The sequence below is a fragment of the Pantoea sp. UBA7232 genome (assembly GCF_002473195.1).
GTDB classification, from domain to species: domain Bacteria; phylum Pseudomonadota; class Gammaproteobacteria; order Enterobacterales; family Enterobacteriaceae; genus Pantoea; species Pantoea eucrina.
In genome coordinates, this window is record NZ_DKTK01000003.1 from 37632 (window position 1) to 58055 (window position 20424).

Annotated in this window: 20 protein-coding genes; 2 read left to right on the forward strand and 18 right to left on the reverse strand. The window is 57.3% G+C overall.

Annotated elements, in window-relative coordinates:
• Positions 1-23 precede the first annotated feature (23 nt).
• From nlpD to cysJ, 15 genes are all read right to left on the reverse strand, one after another.
• The gene (gene nlpD / locus B4056_RS00850) at positions 24-1139 is read right to left on the reverse strand and encodes a murein hydrolase activator NlpD (RefSeq protein ID WP_094112159.1); all 1116 of its coding nucleotides are present in this window, start codon (positions 1137-1139) and stop codon (positions 24-26) included.
• Between the two features lie 166 nt (positions 1140-1305).
• Entirely contained in the window at positions 1306-1932 is a 627-nt protein-coding gene (locus B4056_RS00855; RefSeq protein WP_039379847.1) for a protein-L-isoaspartate(D-aspartate) O-methyltransferase, read from the reverse strand.
• A complete protein-coding gene (surE, locus tag B4056_RS00860; RefSeq protein WP_039385625.1) occupies positions 1929-2687 on the reverse strand; it encodes a 5'/3'-nucleotidase SurE in 759 nt (252 codons plus the stop codon). Before surE ends, B4056_RS00855 begins: the two co-directional genes overlap by 4 nt.
• Before the next feature lie 222 nt (positions 2688-2909).
• The gene (truD, locus tag B4056_RS00865; RefSeq protein ID WP_071668537.1) at positions 2910-3953 is read right to left on the reverse strand and encodes a tRNA pseudouridine(13) synthase TruD; all 1044 of its coding nucleotides are present in this window, start codon (positions 3951-3953) and stop codon (positions 2910-2912) included.
• A complete protein-coding gene (ispF, locus tag B4056_RS00870; protein ID WP_039379851.1) occupies positions 3950-4429 on the reverse strand; it encodes a 2-C-methyl-D-erythritol 2,4-cyclodiphosphate synthase in 480 nt (159 codons plus the stop codon). The genes truD and ispF overlap by 4 nt, the downstream gene beginning before the upstream one ends.
• Positions 4429-5145, reverse strand: a complete 717-nt coding sequence (ispD, locus tag B4056_RS00875; protein ID WP_039385626.1) for a 2-C-methyl-D-erythritol 4-phosphate cytidylyltransferase — start codon at positions 5143-5145, stop codon at positions 4429-4431. The genes ispF and ispD overlap by 1 nt, the downstream gene beginning before the upstream one ends.
• Before the next feature lie 4 nt (positions 5146-5149).
• On the reverse strand, positions 5150-5467 hold the full coding sequence (ftsB, locus tag B4056_RS00880) for a cell division protein FtsB (protein ID WP_039379853.1): 318 nt from the start codon (positions 5465-5467) through the stop codon (positions 5150-5152).
• A gap of 169 nt (positions 5468-5636) precedes the next feature.
• Positions 5637-5957, reverse strand: a complete 321-nt coding sequence (locus tag B4056_RS00885; RefSeq protein WP_071668538.1) for a DUF3561 family protein — start codon at positions 5955-5957, stop codon at positions 5637-5639.
• A gap of 58 nt (positions 5958-6015) precedes the next feature.
• Positions 6016-6621, reverse strand: a complete 606-nt coding sequence (cysC, locus tag B4056_RS00890; protein WP_094112211.1) for an adenylyl-sulfate kinase — start codon at positions 6619-6621, stop codon at positions 6016-6018.
• Positions 6621-8048, reverse strand: coding sequence for a sulfate adenylyltransferase subunit CysN (gene cysN, locus B4056_RS00895; protein WP_039379860.1), 1428 nt, complete (start codon positions 8046-8048; stop codon positions 6621-6623). Before cysN ends, cysC begins: the two co-directional genes overlap by 1 nt.
• A gap of 10 nt (positions 8049-8058) precedes the next feature.
• Positions 8059-8967: a sulfate adenylyltransferase subunit CysD gene (cysD, locus tag B4056_RS00900; protein WP_039379862.1), complete on the reverse strand. Its 909-nt coding sequence runs from the start codon at positions 8965-8967 to the stop codon at positions 8059-8061.
• A 9-nt stretch (positions 8968-8976) separates the two neighbouring features.
• Positions 8977-10392, reverse strand: coding sequence for a siroheme synthase CysG (cysG, locus tag B4056_RS00905; protein WP_094112210.1), 1416 nt, complete (start codon positions 10390-10392; stop codon positions 8977-8979).
• 268 nt (positions 10393-10660) lie between these two features.
• A complete protein-coding gene (locus B4056_RS00910) occupies positions 10661-11395 on the reverse strand; it encodes a phosphoadenylyl-sulfate reductase (RefSeq protein WP_094112209.1) in 735 nt (244 codons plus the stop codon).
• The gene (gene cysI, locus B4056_RS00915; protein ID WP_094112208.1) at positions 11392-13116 is read right to left on the reverse strand and encodes an assimilatory sulfite reductase (NADPH) hemoprotein subunit; all 1725 of its coding nucleotides are present in this window, start codon (positions 13114-13116) and stop codon (positions 11392-11394) included. Before cysI ends, B4056_RS00910 begins: the two co-directional genes overlap by 4 nt.
• Complete coding sequence (cysJ, locus tag B4056_RS00920; RefSeq protein WP_094112207.1) at positions 13116-14921, reverse strand: NADPH-dependent assimilatory sulfite reductase flavoprotein subunit; 1806 nt, start codon at positions 14919-14921, stop codon at positions 13116-13118. Before cysJ ends, cysI begins: the two co-directional genes overlap by 1 nt.
• A 293-nt stretch (positions 14922-15214) precedes the next feature.
• Between cysJ and queD the strand changes: the two genes are divergently transcribed.
• Both queD and B4056_RS00930 read left to right on the forward strand, forming a co-directional pair.
• Positions 15215-15577 (forward strand): 6-carboxytetrahydropterin synthase QueD, encoded by a 363-nt coding sequence (gene queD, locus B4056_RS00925; RefSeq protein ID WP_104085513.1) that lies wholly within the window; start codon positions 15215-15217, stop codon positions 15575-15577.
• Positions 15578-15826: 249 nt separating this feature from the next.
• Complete coding sequence (locus B4056_RS00930) at positions 15827-16426, forward strand: inorganic diphosphatase (protein ID WP_094112206.1); 600 nt, start codon at positions 15827-15829, stop codon at positions 16424-16426.
• A gap of 64 nt (positions 16427-16490) precedes the next feature.
• On the opposite strand, the gene queE is transcribed toward B4056_RS00930, so the two are convergent.
• The 3 genes from queE to pyrG form a co-directional block, all read right to left on the reverse strand.
• Positions 16491-17162: a 7-carboxy-7-deazaguanine synthase QueE gene (gene queE / locus B4056_RS00935; protein ID WP_039379876.1), complete on the reverse strand. Its 672-nt coding sequence runs from the start codon at positions 17160-17162 to the stop codon at positions 16491-16493.
• Between the two features lie 148 nt (positions 17163-17310).
• Positions 17311-18609: a phosphopyruvate hydratase gene (eno, locus tag B4056_RS00940; protein ID WP_065648317.1), complete on the reverse strand. Its 1299-nt coding sequence runs from the start codon at positions 18607-18609 to the stop codon at positions 17311-17313.
• A gap of 76 nt (positions 18610-18685) precedes the next feature.
• On the reverse strand, positions 18686-20323 hold the full coding sequence (gene pyrG, locus B4056_RS00945; protein ID WP_071668542.1) for a glutamine hydrolyzing CTP synthase: 1638 nt from the start codon (positions 20321-20323) through the stop codon (positions 18686-18688).
• Positions 20324-20424 lie beyond the last annotated feature (101 nt).

The window sequence follows — 20424 nt, forward strand, 5'->3', positions numbered from 1 at the left end:
AGAACACCAAAGGTTCTGCCGGATTATCGCTGCGGTAAATAACGCAACGGATTTACGGATTTCCCCTTGTAACGAATTTCAAAGTGCAATCTAACTGAACTGGTACCGGTGCTACCCATGGTAGCTATCTTTTGCCCCGCCTTAACTTCCTGTTGTTCCCGGACCAGCATTGTATCGTTGTGGGCGTAGGCACTCAGATAATCATCATTATGCTTAATGATGATCAAATTACCGTACCCGCGTAACGCGTTACCTGCGTACACCACCCTTCCCGATGCGGTAGCGACAACAGATTGTCCGCGAGACCCGGCGATATCGATACCTTTGTTTCCGCCTTCCGCAGCAGAGAAGTTATCGATGATCTTGCCATCAGTCGGCCAGCGCCAGCTCCCCACCGGGGTTGAGCTATTTGAGGTGCTGCTGACTGTAGGCGGTGCGGTAACCGGAGCTGTGGTCGTTGCCACATTAGTTGCTCCTTTCGACGGTAGCATTTTCCCACCTGTCGAACCTGAATCATCAGAATACGTAATAACAGGTTGCTGTGCAACAGCAGGGGATTTTATTTGCGTTTGCGCCGTTGTTCCGGTGGCTCCGCTCTGGCTGGCATCGGCTGCTGTAATCGCATTTCCACCGGTAATTGTCTGACCGTTACCGTTGCCTACCTGCAGGGTTTGCCCTGCGCTCAGGCCGTATGGCGCGGGAATATTGTTGCGCTGAGCCAGATCGCGGAAGTCATTGCCGGTGATCCAGGCAATATAAAACAGGGTATCGCCATGTTTGACGGTATAGGTTTCACCGCCGTAGCTGCCTTTCGGAATATTCCCGTAATTGCGGTTGTAAACAATGCGTCCGTTTTCAGTCGCTACATTATTACTGGCACTAATCATTCCACCCGCAGGAGCAGCAGAAGATGTATTACTGCTTAACATTCCGCCCTGTGGCATAGCGGGCACCGGCGAACTCTGCCCGGAAACCATACCACCCCCTTGTGGAGCGACCATACCGCCGCCATTATTACTGCCAACCTGACTGATAGGCGCCTGCGTATTATCGCCAGAGCTACAGCCAGCCAGCCAGAAACCTACCAGTGAGACTGCCGCCAGACGGCGTAATTGAAATGCGGTGCTTCCTGTGCTCATTGCTCCCCCGTGATGGCAATACTGGTCAGAACTCTCTCGCGGCCTGAACCGCATAAATCTCTACGCGAATAGGCTCAAACGCGCATCGGTATCGAAAAAGAGGATAGTAACAATATCACCTGCGCCATGCCACGCTGTGATTGTGAAGAAATACGTAAGATCGCCCTTACGCCAGGTCACCCTGCACCAGCGGAACAAAGCGTACCGGCTCGATAATCTCTTCCGTCAGCTCGCCCTTGTGGCGGCGCAGACGCTTAAGCACCTGATGGTCCTCCCCCACCGGCAGCACCATTCTGCCACCCTCACCCAGCTGTGCTATCAGCGCAGTCGGAATTTCGGGGGGCGCTGCGGTAACAATGATGGCATCAAACGGCCCGCGCGCGGGCCAGCCGAGCCAGCCATCACCGTGCCGGGTAGAGATATTATGCAGGTCGAGCTGCTTCAGACGGCGTTTAGCCTGCCACTGCAACCCTTTGATGCGCTCAACGGAACAGACGTGATTGACCAGATGCGCCAGAATAGCGGTCTGATAGCCGGAGCCGGTGCCGATTTCCAGTACGCGGGAGTGCGGGTTCAGCTCCAGCAGCGCGGTCATACGCGCCACCATATAGGGCTGGGAAATGGTCTGTCCGCTGCCGATAGGGAGTGCCATGTTGTCCCACGCCTTGTGCTCAAACGCTTCATCTACAAAGCGCTCACGTGGTACATCCGCAATCGCCTGCAGCAGACGCTCATCTGTAATGCCCTGCGCCCGCAGCTGGGCTAACAGCGTGTCGATGCGCCGGTTTATCATGCCAGTGAGACCTCTGCCTGCAGCAGCCAGTCATGCAGCACGCTCTGCGCGGCGTGTGCGGTGAGATCGACATGCAGCGCCGTCAGCGAAACATAGCCGGCGTCTACGGCGGCAAAATCGGTGTCGGGGCCGGCATCAAGCTGTTTGCCTGGCGGGCCTATCCAGTAGAGCGGCTGGCCGCGCGGATCTTCAGTGCAAATCACCTGATCTGCCGGATGGCGGCTGCCGCAGCGCGTGACGCGAAAACCTTTAATCTGCGCCAGTGGCAAATCGGGCACATTAATATTGAGGATACGTCCGGTACGCAGCGGTGCCCGGGAGAGCGCACGCAGCAGCACGCAGGTTACGGCTGCCGCACTGTCATAGTGCGTATGACCATTCAGCGACACCGCCAGCGCCGGCAGGCCGAGATGGCGCCCCTCCATCGCAGCTGCAACGGTACCGGAATAGATCACATCATCGCCCAGATTGGGACCGGCATTGATGCCTGAGACCACAATGTCAGGACGCGGTTGCATCAGCTTATTCACGCCGAGAAAAACGCAGTCGGTGGGTGTCCCCATCTGTACAGCGATATCGCCGCTGGCATGCGTGAAGGTACGCAGCGGCGTTTCCAGCGTCAGTGAATTTGAGGCACCGCTGCGGTTGCGGTCGGGTGCCACCACCTGTACCTCAGCAAATTCCCGCAGCGCGTGCGCCAGCGTCTGAATGCCGGGCGCATGGATTCCATCGTCGTTACTCAGCAATATCCGCATCTGTTTCTGACCTTTGTTCATTCACCGGTCCCCGCCAGCCGATGCCGGCTGTGCGAAAAATCGGGCGTAGTTACGCCAGCGGCCGGTGAGACAGGGATAGATGCATTCTAGCGATGAGGCGTGGGAAGTGGTAGACGTAAATCGTGACAGAGGCAGGGTTTGTCTCTGCAGTGGTCAGAACCCGGCCAGCGGCCGGGTGAATTAACGCGCCGGGCGTCAGCGCTACTCGTCGCCGAGCGGTGCCGCAGCGCCGTTGCTCAGCAGCTCGCGCACCAGGCTAGTGGCGAAGCTGCCGGCGGGCAGCCAGAACTGCAGGGCCAGCGTGGCGTCATCCTGCCACTGCCACTGCAGATTATCCGGCACCACCAGCATCGCGCGGCGGGCGGTATCAACCCGTTCACGCGTCAGCAGCGTCAGCAGTGCCGGCGACTGCGCCAGCTGCTGCTGCTCGAATGCGGCAACCTCTCCCTGCGTGCCCGCCTCACCGCGTCCCGCCAGCGGTGCCGTGATGCGCAGCTCATGCGCGGCCACGCGCTGCTGCAGCGCTGGCAGCTCATCGGCAGCGGCGACAAACCAGCTGCCGCGTCCGGCGAGCTGCAGCGCATCGCCTGCCTGCGCCAGCTGCAGTGAGCCGTCGCGCTGCAGACGCGCGCTGGTCACCTGATTAAACAGGTAGCTACGCGCGGCTGACAGCAGCAGGCCTTTCATATTCCGATCGCGCGGATGAAACTGCTCTTCTGCCCAGCGCTGCGCCTGCTGCAGGTTATTCCCGCCGCGGCCAAAGCGCTGCTCGCCAAAATAGTTGGGAACGCCCTGAGCCTGAATCTGCTGCAGGCGCGCGTCAACGTCGGCGCGATCAGACACGTCGCGGATCACCAGCCGAAAGGCATTTCCCGCCAGCGCGCCGGTACGCAGCTTACGCCTGTGCCGGATCACCTGCAGGATCTCAACCCCTTCAAGCTGAAAGCCGCTCATTACCGGCATTGCGTTACCCGGCAGGCGGAAACAGAGCGTCTGTTCAGTCACGGCGTGGCGATCTTTCATGCCGGCATAGCTCAGGTCGCGCGCCGGCACGCCCAGATATTTTGCCAGGGCTTCAGCAACAAAACGCGTGTTGCAGCCCGTTTTGCGGATGCGTACCAGCAGCTGCTCGCCGTCGCCGTCATAGGGATAACCGAGATCTTCGATCACCACAAAATCATCCGGACGCGCTTTAATTATGCCAGTGGCAGCAGGCACGCCGTGCAGATAGTGCAGCTCACTCATGCGTCAGCCTTTACCAGCAGAGCCACTGCCTCGCAGGCAATACCTTCACCGCGTCCGGTAAAGCCGAGCTTTTCGGTGGTGGTGGCCTTCACGTTAACCGCATCCATGTGGCAGCCCAGATCTTCGGCGATATTGACGCGCATCTGCGGCACGTGCGGCAGCATTTTAGGCGCCTGCGCGATAATCGTGACGTCAACGTTGCCAATGGCGTAGCCTTTCGCCTGAATACGACGCCACGCTTCGCGCAGCAAGCCGCGGCTGTCAGCTCCTTTAAACGCCGGATCCGTATCCGGAAAAAGCTTGCCAATATCGCCCATCGCCACCGCGCCCAGCAGGGCATCGGTCAGCGCATGCAGCGCAACGTCGCCGTCGGAGTGGGCAATAAAACCGTGCTCAAACGGGATACGCACCCCGCCAATCACCAGTGGACCTTCACCGCCAAAAGCGTGAACGTCGAAGCCGTGACCGATACGCATTATGCGTTCTCCTGTCGTTGAATCTGAGTAAGGTAAAAGGCCGCCAGCGCCAGATCTTCCGGCCGCGTGACCTTGATGTTGTCGCTGCGCCCGCTAATCAGCTGCGGATGATAGCCGCAATACTCCAGCGCTGACGCCTCATCCGTGATCGTAGCGCCTTCGCTGAGCGCCCGGCTCAGGCAGGCAGTCAGCAGCCTATGCGGGAAAAACTGTGGCGTCAGCGCGTGCCAGAGATCGTCACGCTCCACCGTATGTGCCACCGCCGTTTTGCCCGGCTCAGCGCGCTTCATGGTATCGCGTACCGGTGCTGCCAGAATGGCGCCGGTTCTGCTGTACTCCCGCACGGCCAGCAGCCGTGCCAGGTCGTCAGCATGAAGGCACGGGCGCGCGGCGTCATGCACCAGCACCCATGCGCTCTCTCTGATGTGCTGTAACCCTGCCAGCACTGACTCGGCCCGGGTTGCGCCGCCGGTGACCCGCACCACGCGCGGATCGTGCGCCAGCGGCAGCGAATCGAACCAGCCGTCGTCAGCGCTGACGGCGACAATCACCTGCTGCACTGCGGCGTTAGCCAGCAGGCGCGCCACGCTGTGTTCCAGCAGCGTCATGGTACCAATAGTGAGATATTGCTTGGGAAACGCCGCCTGCATGCGACTGCCGACACCGGCAGCCGGCACGACGGCAATCACATCCGCAGCGTGAGAGTGGTGAGTCATGTTGTTATCGTTGCTGATTTTGCGCAGACTGCTGCGCATTTCGTTTGTTCTGGTCTGCCACCAGGCGATAGAAAGTCTCGCCGGGTTTAATCATGCCCAGCTCGCTGCGTGCGCGCTCCTCAATCGCCTCTGAACCGCCATTGAGATCGTCAATTTCGGCAAACAGCTGATCGTTTCGCGCTTTGAGTTTGGCGTTATTCGCCTGTTGTGACACCACGTCTTCGCTGACGCGTGTGTAATCATGGATACCGTTCTTGCCCAGCCACAGGGAATATTGCAACCATCCCAGTAGCGCGAGCAGCAGTAACGTCAGTTTTCCCATCCCCGCCCCCTGAAAAACGGCCCAATCATCCCATAACTTGAGCCCGGACTCCACTGCGGCAGCGAAAATGGCGCGTAAGCAGATTTATCCGGATTATTTATAGCAGGCGGGCACGAAAAACAGCAGGCAAACTTTTGTAACCAGCGGATGCGTTTGCACATCTCTGCGCTTACCAGCCGGACAGATAGGAGAACACCAGCCAGAAGAGGCAGATGACCAGCAGACCGGTCGCCAGGGCGCACCAGAAGAGGTGCCCACGCATCATCAGGCTCAGCACGATGCCGGCCAGCACCGATACCGGCAGCAGCGCAAGGAAAAAAGGCCAGGTATAGAGAAAAAAGAATAGCGTATTGGAGCCGTAGAGCAGAAAGGGAATGGCCAGCGCGCACCAGTAGGCAAAAAAGCCAATAACGCCGCCGGGTAATGAGGAGCGCGGCTCTTCGGGCAAGCTGTCGTCTTTGCGTGCGGGCATGGGAGTGACGTTCTGCATAGAGATCCTGTTGACGCTAAAATGCGGCAAACCCGGAGAAGGCGTTTGCCGCGTCGGTTCAGGATCTGATGATATCGCGGCGGCGCAGCAGGTCTAACAATTGGGCCGCGAGTTTTGTAACCAATTGTTCGCCATCCAGCGTGATATCAGCGGCTTCGGGCGCCTCATACGCGCTGTCAATACCGGTGAAATTACGCAGTTCACCGGCGCGCGCTTTTTTATATAACCCTTTCGGATCGCGCGCTTCACACACCGCCAGCGGTGTATCGACAAAGACCTCAATAAACTCACCTTCGCCCAGCAGATCGCGCACCATCTGCCGCTCAGCCCGGTGCGGCGAGATGAAGGCGGTGAGCACCACCAGTCCGGCATCGATCATCAGCCGGGCCACCTCACCCACGCGCCGGATATTCTCCCGGCGATCGTCATCGCTGAAGCCGAGATCGCGGCACAGACCGTGGCGCACGTTGTCACCGTCCAGCAGGTAAGTGCTGACGCCAAGCTGATGCAGCGCCTGCTCCAGCGCACCTGCCACGGTGGATTTACCCGAGCCGGAGAGCCCGGTAAACCACAGCACTACACCCTGATGACCATGCTGCTGCTCACGCGCCGCCCGGGTGACCGGATGGTCGTGCCACACCACGTTTTCATCATGCTGCGCCATTACGCACCGCCCAGCAGATCGCGCGCGTTCCAGTGCGGGAAGTGACGACGCACCAGCGCATTCAGCTCCAGCTCAAAGGCGCTAAAGTTACCCGCTGTAGCAGGTGCTGCGCTCTGCGGCTGGTTAATCATACCGGCGCCCACGGTGACGTTGCTCAGCCGGTCAATGAAGATCATGCCGCCAGTTACCGGGTTTTGCTGGTAAGGATCCAGCACCATCGGCTCATCAAAGGTGATTTCTACCAGTCCGATACCGTTCAGCGGCAGGCTGTCAACGGTGTGCGTTGCCAGGGTATTGATCTCCACCTGATGCAGGATTTTTTCCACCCGGCCGCGCGCTTTTTTGCCCGCAATTTTGATTTCATAGCTTTGACCCGGCTTCAGCGGCTGCTCCGCCATCCAGACCACGTCAACCGTAGCGCACTGTACCGCCTGCAGTTCAGCATCGGCAGCAACCAGCAGGTCGCCGCGGCTGATATCGATCTCATCGTTCAGCACCAGCGTAATCGCCTCACCCGCCGCAGCTTCCGGCAGATCACCATCAAAGGTCACGATACGTGCGATAGTCGACTCCACGCCAGAAGGCAGGACTTTTACCCGATCTCCCGGCCGTACGGTGCCTGACGCCAGCGTTCCGGCATAGCCGCGGAAATCGAGATTAGGACGGTTAACATACTGCACCGGGAAACGCATGGGCTGGTGATCGACAACGCGCTTCAGCTCAACCGTTTCCAGTACGTCCAGCAACGTCGGACCGCTGTACCACGGCATAGTCGTGCTCGGGGTAGCGACATTGTCCCCTTCCAGCGCGGACATCGGTACAAAACGAATATCCAGATCGCCCGGCAGCTGGGCCGCGAAGTCGAGGTAATCCTGTTTGATCTGCTCAAATGTCTCCTGGCGATACTCCACCAGATCCATTTTGTTGATCGCCACTACCAGATGTTTGATGCCCAGCAGCGTTGAGATAAAGCTGTGGCGCCGGGTCTGATCCAGCACGCCTTTGCGCGCGTCGATCAGCAGAATAGCCAGATCGCAGGTTGAGGCGCCGGTGGCCATATTGCGGGTGTACTGCTCGTGCCCCGGGGTATCCGCGATAATAAACTTGCGTTTTTCCGTCGAGAAGTAGCGATAGGCGACATCGATAGTGATGCCCTGCTCGCGCTCCGCCTGCAGGCCATCCACCAGCAGCGCCAGATCGAGTTTTTCACCCTGGGTACCATGACGTTTGCTGTCGTTATGCAGAGAGGAGAGCTGATCTTCATAAATCTGTCGCGTATCGTGCAGCAGGCGGCCAATCAGGGTGCTCTTGCCGTCATCTACGCTGCCGCAGGTCAGGAAACGCAGCAGGCTCTTATGTTGTTGCGCCGTCAGCCAGGCTTCTACGCCACCCTGCTCGGCAATCTGTTGTGCAATAACGGTATTCATCTGCGTCTCCTTAGAAATAACCCTGGCGTTTTTTCAGTTCCATCGATCCCGCCTGGTCGCGGTCAATCATGCGTCCCTGGCGTTCGCTGGTGGTGGAGACCAGCATCTCTTCGATAATCTCCGGCAGCGTCTGCGCTTCAGACTCTACGGCGCCAGTCAGCGGCCAGCAGCCCAGCGTACGGAAACGCACCATGCGCTCGGTGATCTCTTCACCTGGCTGCAGGTTGATACGATCGTCATCGATCATCATCAGCATGCCGTCGCGCTCCAGTACCGGGCGCGGCGCGGCCAGGTAGAGCGGTACGATTTCGATGTTTTCCAGGAAGATGTATTGCCAGATATCGAGTTCGGTCCAGTTAGAGAGCGGAAATACGCGAATGCTTTCGCCCTTGTTGATCTGGCCGTTGTAGTTATGCCACAGCTCAGGACGCTGATTTTTGGGATCCCAGCGATGAAAGCGATCGCGGAAAGAGTAGATGCGCTCTTTCGCGCGCGATTTCTCTTCATCACGGCGCGCGCCACCAAAGGCGGCATCAAAACCGTATTTGTTGAGCGCCTGCTTCAGCCCTTCCGTCTTCATAATATCGGTATGTTTGGCGCTGCCGTGAACAAACGGGTTGATCCCCATTGCCACGCCTTCCGGATTACGGTGCACCAGCAGCTCGGCACCCATGTTTTTCACCGTACGGTCGCGAAACTCATACATTTCGCGGAATTTCCAGCCGGTATCCACGTGCAGCAGAGGAAACGGCAGGGTTCCCGGGAAGAATGCTTTACGCGCCAGATGAAGCATTACCGAGGAGTCTTTGCCGATGGAGTACATCATCACCGGATTGCTGAACTCGGCCGCCACCTCGCGGATGATATGGATACTCTCTGCTTCCAGCTGACGCAGATGAGTAAGACGATTTTGGTCCATAGTTTTTCCTCAAGCCAAATTGACAACGGCGGACTCGCGAGCCCCCTGCTGTGCAGAATGTTGAAACCAGGCTAATTGCCCGTGCAAGTTCACCACTTCGCCAATCACTAACAGCGCAGGCGTCGGCGCGGCGGCTGCCAGCACCTCAAGTTGATTCAGGGTTCCGGTCAGCACCTGCTGATCCTGACGCGTGCCGCGGCCAATCACCGCCACGGGCGTCAGCGGATCGCGGCCGTGGTCAATCAGACCGGCGGCAATTTCCGCTGCTTTTACGGTGCCCATATAGATAGCCAGCGTCTGGCGCGCACGCGCGAGGGATGGCCAGTCGATGCCATCGCCGTCAGCGCGGCAGTGGCCGGTAATAAACATCACGCTCTGCGCATAATCGCGGTGCGTCAGCGGAATACCGGCATAGGCGGTCGCGCCTGCGGCGGCAGTAATACCCGGCACCACCTGGAACGGAATGCCTGCCGCTTTCGCCGCCTGCAGCTCTTCGCCGCCGCGGCCAAAGATAAAGGGATCGCCGCCTTTCAGACGCACGACGCGCTTGCCCTGCAGCGCCAGTGATACCAGCAGCTGGTTCGTCTCTTCCTGCGGCACCGAATGGGCGCCGGCGCGTTTTCCGACGCAGATGCGGTCGGCATCGCGCCGCACCAGATCCAGCACCTCATCGCTAACCAGATGGTCATACAGCACCACATCAGCCAGCTGCATCACCTGCAGACCGCGCAGCGTCAGCAGACCGCTGTCGCCAGGCCCCGCGCCGACCAGCGCAATTTCACCCTGGTTATCGCTGATATGTTCCAGTTCGAGATCGAGCGTCTGGCGCGCGGCGCTGACGTTACCGGCCGCCATCTGACTGGCAAACAGGCCATTAAAGGCGCGCTCCCAGAAGCGGCGGCGATCGGACATTTTGCGATAGCGCTGTTTGACTTTGTCGCGCCACTCTCCTGCCAGTGCGGCCATCTGACCCAGGTTTGCCGGCAGCAGCGCTTCGATTTTCTCCCGCAGCAGCCGCGCCAGTACCGGCGCGGTGCCGCTGGATGAGATCGCGACCACCAGCGGTGAGCGGTCAACAATAGAAGGGAAGATAAAGCTGCATTTAGGCTGGTCATCCACCACGTTAACCAGCTTGTGCCGCGCGTTGGCGGCGTCAAACACCTGTGAATTAAGTGCGTTATCGTCGGTGGCGGCAATGACCAGAAATACGCCGTCGAGCTGAGCCGGCTCAAAACTGCGGGCTATCCACTCTACGGCCTGTTCTGCCTCCAGCGCCTGCAGTTCATGCCCCAGCTCGCGGGCGGCCACCAGGATGCGCGCGCCAGCCCGGCGCAGCAGTTCAATTTTACGGGCAGCGATTTCACCACCGCCGACAACCAGCACCGGACGCTGTCTGAGATCGGCAAAGAGGGGCAGATAATCCACGATAACCTTGCTAGTTTTACAATAAGTTATCGCGACTATACGTCGCGCTATTCCGCCAGATGAAATTACGATTTCGCATGAGTAGTTACCAAATGGAATATAGCGCTGGCAAAGCTGATGCGTTTTTCTGCTTAAGAATTGATTTTATAACGCTTTTTCCAGGCAGCACGATTTCGGCTGCGGCCAGCCGGGCATGACTTTAGGAATTAACAGAGGTGCGTGAGAGGGAAACAAAAAACAGGGCGAAAATTCGCCCTGTGGATGGTGGTTAGCCTTCGTGCAAACCGCACTCGCGCTTGAGGCCGAAGAAGCGCGTCTCTTCTTCTGCCATGCCCGGTTCCCATTTTCGCGTGGTATGGGTATCACCCACCGAAAGGTAGCCCTCATCCCACAGCGGGTGGTAGCTCAGGCCGTGCTGTTTCAGGTACTGATGCACCTGCCGGTTATCCCAGTCGATAATGGGCAGGATCTTAAAGACATCGCGCTGTACCGCCAGCACCGGCAGGCTGGCACGGCTGCCTGACTGATCGCGCCGCAATCCGGCAAACCAGGTCTGTGCGCCCAGCGTGCTCAGCGCCCGGTTCATCGGTTCCACTTTATTGAGCTGGTTATACTGCTCAATGCCGTCCACGCCCTGCTCCCATAGTTTGCCGTAGCGCGCTTCCTGCCATGCGGGCGAGGTTTCCGCACGGAAAATCTGCAGGTTAAGGTTAAGCTTTGCCGTTAACTCATCGATAAAGCGATAGGTTTCCGGGAACAGGTAACCGGTGTCGGTGAGGATCACCGGAATATCCGGCCGCTGCTGCGTCACCATATGCAGCAGCACCGCCGCCTGGATCCCAAAACTGGATGAGAGCACAAAGGCCCCCGGCAGCTGTTCCAGCGCCCAGCTGACGCGCGCTTCAGCAGAGAGTTTCTCCAGCTGCACGTTGCTTTCAGCCAGCGCCATAATACGGTCAACTTTGCTGCCGCTGTTGAGTACGGCGAGATCGGGCAGGGTCATACAGCCTCCGCGTCCCAGAAGTCACGAGCCGGATCCGTCACCGCTTTAACGATACCGGTGCGGATCGTGAAGTCACCAAAACCTTCACCGGCCTCGCGCTCGTTTGCCCAGCGCGCCACCAGTTCATCAATCGTGGTCAGAATTTCGCTCTCGGTGATATTTTCGCGATACATACGCGGAATGCGCGTACCCACGCGGTTCCCGCCGAGATGCAGGTTGTAGCGACCCGGCGCTTTGCCAACCAGCCCCAGCTCCGCCAGCAGCGCACGACCGCAGCCGTTCGGGCAGCCGGTTACGCGCAGAACGATATGCTCTTCGCCCACGCCGTGACGATGCATGATCTCTTCGACTTTGGTAACAAATGATGGCAGGAAACGCTCCGCTTCTGCCATCGCCAGCGGACAGGTCGGAAACGCTACGCAAGCCATCGAGTTTTCACGCTGCGGCGTTACGCTTTCCATCAGGCCGTGCTCGCGGGCGATCGCTTCAATCTGCGCTTTCTGCGCCTCCGGCACGCCAGCCACAATCAGGTTCTGGTTGGCGGTGAGGCGGAAATCACCCTGGTGTACTCTGGCGATTTCAGCGATGCCGCTTTTCAGCGGACGGCCCGGGTAATCAAGCAGGCGACCATTTTCGATAAACAGCGTCAGGTGCCACTTGTTGTCGATGCCTTTAACCCAGCCGATACGATCGCCGCGGGTGGTGAATTCATACGGACGCGCCGGCGCGAAAGTCAGACCGGCACGCTTTTCCACTTCCGCTTTAAACGTCTCAACGCCCACGCGCTCAAGGGTATATTTAGTTTTAGCGTTTTTGCGATCGGTGCGATTACCCCAGTCGCGCTGCGTGGTCACTACCGCGGCGGCCACATCGAGGATCTTCTCCACCGGCAGGAAACCGAACTCACTGGCGGTACGGGCGTAGGTCGCTTTATTGCCATGCTCAATAGAGAGGCCTCCCCCTACCAGCACATTGAAACCTATCAGCTTGCCGTGCTCTGCAATCGCAATGAAGTTGAGATCGTTAGCATGCAGATCGACATCATTGTGCGGCGGCACCACCACGGTGGTTTTAAACTTACGCGGCAGATAGGTTTCGCCAAGAATCGGCTCTTTATCTGTGGTTGCAACTTTTTCCTTATCCCACCAGATCTCCGCATAAGCGCGGGTCTGCGGCAGCAGGTGCTCAGAGAGTTTTTTCGCCCACTCATAAGCTTCCTGATGCAGCTCAGACTCAACCGGATTTGAGGTGCAGAGTACGTTGCGGTTGACGTCATTGGCGGTCGCCAGCGCATCGAGTCCCACTTCATGCAGCATCTGATGCGTTGGCTTCACGTTCTTTTTCAGAATGCCGTGAAACTGAAACGTCTGCCGGTTAGTCAGGCGGATACTGCCATAAAGCGTTTTTTCAGCGGCAAACTTGTCAATCGCCAGCCACTGCGTCGGCGTAATAATGCCGCCCGGCAGACGGCAGCGCAGCATCATGGCGTGACGCGGCTCCAGCTTCTGCTCAGCGCGCTCGGCGCGAATATCGCGATCGTCCTGCTGATACATGCCGTGAAAGCGGATCAGCAGAAAGTTATCGCCGGTGAACCCACCGGTCAGGCCATCGTCGAGATCGTCTAAGATGGTGCCACGCAGATAGTTGCTCTCTTTTTTCAGACGCTCGGCGTCAGAAAGTTTACCTTCAACCACCAGCGGTCCAGGGTGTTTTTCGCTCATTAGTAAACGTCTCGCTGATAACGGCGCTCAATGCGCAGCTCACTTAAAAATTCATCAGCCGTTTCACGATCCATGCCGCCGTGTTCGACCACCACATCCAGTAATGCCTGCTCTACATCTTTCGCCATGCGATTCGCATCGCCGCAAACGTAGAGGTGAGCGCCCTCTTCGATCCAGCGCCACACTTCTGCGCCTTTCGCCCGGATCTTATCCTGTACATAGACTTTCTCAGCCTGATCGCGCGACCAGGCGAGATCGATATTCGTCAGCAGCCCCTGCTTAACATACTTCTGCCACTCTACCTGATAGAGAAAATCTTCGGTGAAGTGCGGGTTGCCGAAAAACAGCCAGTTTTTACCTTCGGCGCCGTCATTGTCACGCTGCTGCATAAAGGCGCGGAACGGCGCAATGCCGGTGCCCGGACCAATCATAATTACCGGTGCATCCGGATTGGCCGGCAGGCGGAAGTTATCATTGTGCTCGATAAAGACGCGAATGGCGCCCTCTTCTTCCAGACGGTCGGCAAGCCAGGTGGAGGCACCACCGCCGCGCTGACGGCCGTCAATTTCATAGCGCACCGCACCCACCGTAATATGCACTTCGCTTTCGCTCTCCGCCTGGGAGGAGGCGATAGAGTAAAGACGCGGCGTCAGCGGGCGCAGTAAGCCCGTCAGCTGCTCGGCATTCAGTTCAGTGGGCGCCTGGCGCACCATATCCACAATCGGGAAGCTCTGGGCATAGCTCTGCAGCTTCTGCTTATCTTCAGTCAGCGCCAGCAGCGCCTCATTGCGCGACAGGGCAGCGTAGCGCTCCACTATCTGCGGCGTGTTGACCGTAAGTTCAAACTGCGTCTGCAGCGCTTCAGCCAGCGGCAGCGTTTTGCCCTGCACCGTCACCTGCTCATCGCCTTTCAGCCACACCAGCTGCAGCAGCTCCTCTACCAGCTCTGCATCATTCTCATACCAGACGCCCAGCGCGTCACCCGGCTGGTAACGCAGGCCGGAATCACCGAGATCGATCTCAATATGGCGCACATCTTTATCAGAGAGGCGGCCGGTGATTTTCTGATTCAGCGCAAAGCTGGCGGTAAGCGGCAGCTCTTTCGTATAAGGACTGCTGTCAACCAGGTTGACGCTGCCGGCGCTGCTGGCCGCAATCTGCGCCGCAGGTGCGACCGGCACGCGCGCCTTCAGCAGATCGGTCAGCTGCAGGCGCCAGGCGCTGGCCAGCTCGCTGTATTCAACGTCGGCATCAACGCGATCCAGCAGGCGCTCTGCGCCCAGCTCGGCCAGACGGCTGTCAAAATCTTTGCCCGCCTGGCTGAAAAATTCGTAAGAGGTGTCGCCAAGACCAAACACGGCAAACGCCGCGCCATCCATTTTCGGTGCCTTCTTCGACAGCAGGAATTTATGCAGCGCCACCGCCTCTTCCGGTGGTTCGCCTTCGCCCTGGGTCGAGGTGACGATAACCAGCAGCTTTTCCTGGCCGATCTGCTTGAACTTATAGTCGCCGGCGTTAACCAGATTCACGTTCAGTTTCGCTGCCAGCAGATCATCACGCAGCTGTTCTGCCAGGCGACGCGCGTTGCCGGTTTGCGAGGCTGAAATCAGCGTGACGCCCGGGGTTTCCGCTGGCGGAGCAGCAGGTGTCGCCACCGCGCCAGGGGTCTGGTTGACCATGCCCCAGAAGTAGCCCGAAAGCCAGGCAAGCTGAGTCGTATTAAATTCCGTGGTCGCCGCCTGTAAGCGCGCAAGTTGCTCCGGAGAGAGCGGCAGCATGGAGCCTGGGGGTGCCTGAGTCGTCATCGCGTTAAAAATTCCAGTGTCAGAAGTCCGGACCGAGAAGCGGTGGAAGAGGAGGTAGGTTACCGAGCTGTATATTAACGATTAAATAAGGGTTCGACATAATAAATAACCAAAACGACTAAGCGGTTTTTCGGGTATCGCTAACCGCCAAAAGTGGTAAATTATCCCTTTGTAAAATATGGTTTTTATCTTCAACCGCGTTACCGGATCGCGTTAAATGCGCTTTTACACCCCCACGGGTGCGAAAAATCTGCTTTTCAGGTAGACTTCAGCGGTTTTTCCGTCTGAGAGTCATTATGTCTACCACGCTGTTTAAAGAGTTCCAGTTTGAAGCGGCTCACCGCTTACCTCACGTGCCTGAAGGGCACAAATGCGGTCGTCTGCACGGCCACTCCTTTCTGGTGCGACTGGAAATAACCGGTGAAGTGGATGCGTATACCGGCTGGGTTATGGATTTTGCTGAACTGAAAGCGATTTTCAGTCCGCTTTATGAGCGACTGGATCATCACTACCTGAACGATATTCCGGGTCTGGAGAATCCCACCAGTGAAGTGCTGGCGAAGTGGATCTGGGATGAGCTTAAGCCGGTGCTGCCGGTGCTGAGCGCGGTCATGATCAAAGAGACCTGTACGGCAGGCTGCGTTTACCGCGGCTGACCAGAGCGGCCTCTTCCACGCTGCAGGTGCGCTGGCTGCCCTTCTCCACCCCCGGTTGCTTACTCATGTAAGCGCCTGAGGATGAACGCGGTTGCCGCCCTCCTGCAACGTGGAACCACAGGTGCCGGTCTCTGAACCGCTGTGATACCTGTATTAATCTTCGAACAGCCGATTACTGCTGATTCATCTCTTTGTAACGATCCCCCTCTACGTTGTTGTCTCCTCTGTTAAAGATCAAGAGAATCAACAATGAACCTTGTGAAGCACCTTTCTCTGCTTGCTGTTTTTATCTCTGCCTCTGCTGCCGTTCAGGCGCAAAACGTACTTGATTTTCCCCAGCCGGAGAGTATGCCGGCGGAGTTTTATGCGGTGACAGAAATTCCGGCAGGCGGGACGATCAAATATGAAACCGATGCTAAAACCGGGTTTATCGTGGCTGACCGTTTTCAGTCTATGCCGGTCGCCTATCCCGCCAACTACGGTTCGCTGACTCAGTCACTGGGTGGCGATAACGATCCGCTGGATGTGATTTTTTACGCCCGGGCGCCGTTACAGCCCGGCACCCTGATTAAGCTGCGCGCGATTGGCGTGCTAAAGATGATTGATGGCGGTGAGGTGGATGACAAGATTGTCGCCGTGCCCGCCAGCAAAATTGATCCAACCTATGATGATATTAAAGAGATAAGCGATCTGCCGCGAATCGAGCAGCAGCGGCTGGAAGCCTTTTTCCGGGTGTATAAGCAGTTACCGGATGGCCGTAAGAAGGTCGAGCTTAACGGTTTTGAAGATGCCGCCAAGGCCAGAGCAGAGATTAAGCAGGCATTCGACGCATATAAAGCGAAGCAGTAGCTGACCCGGGCGCGCCCCTACCGGTATGTGCATAGGGGACGCATTAATGCGCCCCTGCTGTGAATCAGGCGATATTCAGGTACTTGTGCGTCTGCATAGAGAGCCGCCAGTTACGGGCGATGCAGGTTTCAATACAGAGCCGGGTTGCGGCATCGCCGCGGCTGATCGGCTGCAGCGCCACAATACGCGGTTTATCGTCATGCAGCTCCGCCAGCAGCTCATCGAGCGCCTCAACGTCACGCTCGCGCGCCACCGGATGCTTGATCTCATCCGCGCGTGTCAGCGCCTGCAGCAGCACATCGTAGCCTCCGCGCATATTCACCTTAGGTGAGACTGTAACCCAGGTTGCCGCAGAGCAGTGCACCTCATGAGTGCCGCTGGTCTCGATCTGACACTGGAACCCGTGCGCTTCCAGACCCTCAGTTAGCGGACGCAGGTCAAAAATTGCCGGTTCGCCGCCGGTGATCACTACGTGGCGCGCGCTCCAGCCCTGCCGGGCGATGGTCTCAATCAGCGTGGCGGCGTCTGCACTTCCCCAGGCATCGCTCTCCACGGTTTTTACCAGAATATCACCCAGTGAGGTCTCCCGATCCGCGCGCTTCTCCCAGGTATGTTTGGTATCACACCAGCTGCATCCCACCGGACATCCCTGTAAGCGGATAAAGATGGCCGGCACGCCGGTATAAAACCCTTCGCCCTGCAGCGTCTGGAACATTTCGTTAATCGGGTAGAACATTTTTCACTCACGTCTCTCATTCGGGGCGCAGATTATGGCAGATTTTTACTGCGGCTTCACAGCCGCTTTGTGCCCTGAAAAACAAAAAGCCCCGCACTGGGCGGGGCTTCAGGCAAACCGTGCTGCACAGAACAGCACCGGCGGGCGATTACGCCTGGCCTTTCACTTCTTTCAGACCGTTGAACGGCGCTTTCTCACCCAGCGCTTCTTCGATACGGATCAGCTGGTTGTATTTAGCTACGCGGTCAGAACGGCTCATAGAACCGGTTTTGATCTGGCCAGCTGCAGTACCTACCGCCAGGTCAGCGATAGTTGCATCTTCTGTCTCGCCTGAACGGTGAGAAATAACGGCCGTGTAGCCCGCATCTTTCGCCATCTTGATTGCAGCCAGCGTTTCGGTCAGAGAGCCGATCTGGTTGAATTTGATCAGGATAGAGTTCGCGATGCCTTTATCAATACCTTCCTTCAGGATTTTGGTATTGGTGACAAACAGATCGTCACCCACCAGCTGGATTTTGTCGCCCAGCACTTTGGTCTGGTAAGCAAAGCCGTTCCAGTCAGACTCATCCAGACCATCTTCAATAGAGACGATTGGGTACTGTTTGGTCAGATCTTCCAGGAAGTGAGTGAACTCTTCGGAAGAGAACGCTTTGTTGCCTTCGCCAGCCAGAACATATTTGCCATCTTTATAGAATTCAGATGCGGCACAGTCCATCGCCAGGGTGATATCTTTACCCAGCTCATAGCCCGCTGCTTTTACCGCTTCAGCGATAACTGCCAGCGCTTCAGCGTTAGAGCCGAGGTTTGGCGCATAGCCACCTTCATCACCGACTGCAGTGCTCATGCCTTTGGCTTTCAGAACTTTAGCCAGGTTGTGGAATACTTCAGAACCCATACGGATGGCTTCTTTGATATTTTTCGCGCCCACAGGCTGGATCATGAACTCCTGGATATCTACGTTGTTATCCGCGTGCTCACCGCCGTTGATGATGTTCATCATTGGCAGCGGCATAGAGTATTTGCCTGGGGTGCCGTTCAGCTCAGCAATGTGTGCGTAGAGCGGCAGGCCTTTTGATGCTGCAGCAGCTTTCGCTGCGGCCAGAGAAACAGCCAGAATGGCGTTTGCACCGAAGTTGGATTTGTTATCAGTACCGTCCAGTTCGATCATGATCTTATCGATGTTCGCCTGGTCTTTGGCATCTTTGCCTTTTACCGCGTCAGCGATTGGGCCGTTAACCGCAGCAACCGCTTTGGTTACGCCTTTGCCCAGGAAGCGAGACTTATCACCGTCGCGCAGCTCCAGTGCTTCACGTGAACCGGTAGAAGCGCCTGATGGAGCCGCCGCCAGACCAACGAAACCGCCTTCCAGATGCACTTCTGCTTCTACAGTCGGGTTGCCACGGGAGTCGATGATTTCGCGACCAATGACTTTAACGATTTTGGACATTCGATTTTCCTCAGTACAAGTTAGTCAATCCTAAGACAAACAACGCGCGAAAAGTTCGCGCGTTGTTCGTAAACTCTTACTTCGCTAAACGCTTCTGGTGCTCCTGCGCGGCTTTCACAAAGCCGGCAAACAGCGGATGACCATCACGCGGTGTCGATGTGAACTCCGGATGGAACTGGCAGGCCACAAACCACGGATGGTTCGGGATTTCAATAATCTCAACCAGTTGATCGTCGCCGGAACGGCCCGCAATATGCAGACCCGCCGCTTCAATCGGCTTCAGCAGCAGATTGTTGACTTCATAACGGTGACGGTGGCGCTCGGTAATCACATCAGAACCGTAGAGCTGGCGCACTTTACTTTCCGGCGTCAGCTGACACTGCTGGCTACCCAGACGCATGGTGCCGCCCAGATCGCTCTGCTCAGTACGCTGCTCAACGTTGCCATGCTCATCACGCCATTCAGTGATCAGCGCGACAACCGGGTATTTACAGTCTGGCACAAATTCGGTGGAGTTGGCGCCTTCCATCCCGGCCACATTGCGCGCGAACTCCATCAGCGCAATCTGCATGCCGAGGCAGATGCCAAGGTACGGGATGTTATTTTCACGCGCGTACTGCGCCGTCATCAGCTTGCCTTCCACGCCGCGGTAGCCGAAACCGCCGGGGATAAGAATCGCATCGAGATCTTTGAGGATCTCCACGCCGCGCGTCTCGACATCCTGCGAATCGATCAGCTTGATGTTGACGGTTACGCGGTTTTTCAGACCACCGTGCTTAAGGGCTTCAATCACTGACTTGTAGGCGTCCGGCAGCTCAACATACTTGCCGACCATACCGATAGTCACTTCCCCGCCCGGATTCGCTTCTTCATAGATAACCTGCTCCCACTCGGCAAGGTTAGCTTCCGGCGCGTTCAGACTGAAACGCTTACAGATATAGTCATCCAGACCCTGCGACTTCAGCAGGCCCGGGATTTTATAGATGGAATCGACATCTTTCAGCGAGATAACCGCTTTTTCCGGCACGTTGCAGAACAGCGCGATTTTCGCCCGCTCGTTAGCAGGTACCGCGCGATCGGAGCGGCAGATCAGCACATCTGGCTGAATACCAATCGACAGCAGCTCTTTAACCGAGTGCTGAGTAGGCTTGGTTTTCACTTCACCCGCTGCCGCCATATATGGCACCAGCGTCAGATGCATATACATGGTGTGTTCACGGCCCACGTCTACCGCCATCTGGCGAATCGCTTCCAGGAACGGCAGGGATTCAATATCGCCTACGGTGCCACCGATCTCAACCAGCACGACATCATGACCTTCGCCACCTTCGATGATGCGCTCTTTGATGGCATTGGTAATGTGGGGGATCACCTGGATCGTGGCGCCCAGATAGTCGCCGCGACGCTCTTTGCGCAGCACTTCTGAGTAGATACGACCGGTCGTAAAGTTGTTACGACGCGACATCTTGGTACGAATGAAGCGCTCGTAGTGACCTAAATCCAGATCGGTTTCGGCCCCGTCATCGGTGACAAACACTTCACCATGCTGCGTCGGGCTCATGGTACCCGGATCAACGTTGATATACGGATCGAGTTTCATGATGGTCACATTCAGACCACGTGCTTCGAGGATAGCTGCGAGGGAGGCTGCGGCAATGCCTTTGCCCAGAGAGGAAACGACCCCGCCGGTCACAAAAATATAATTCGTTGTCATGCTGAACCTGAGAGTTTAGGTTTAAAGACGATGGAATAACCAGGACGGGAAAGCAGTATACCCGAAGTCGTCCCCAGCCACAATTGATGAATCACACCATC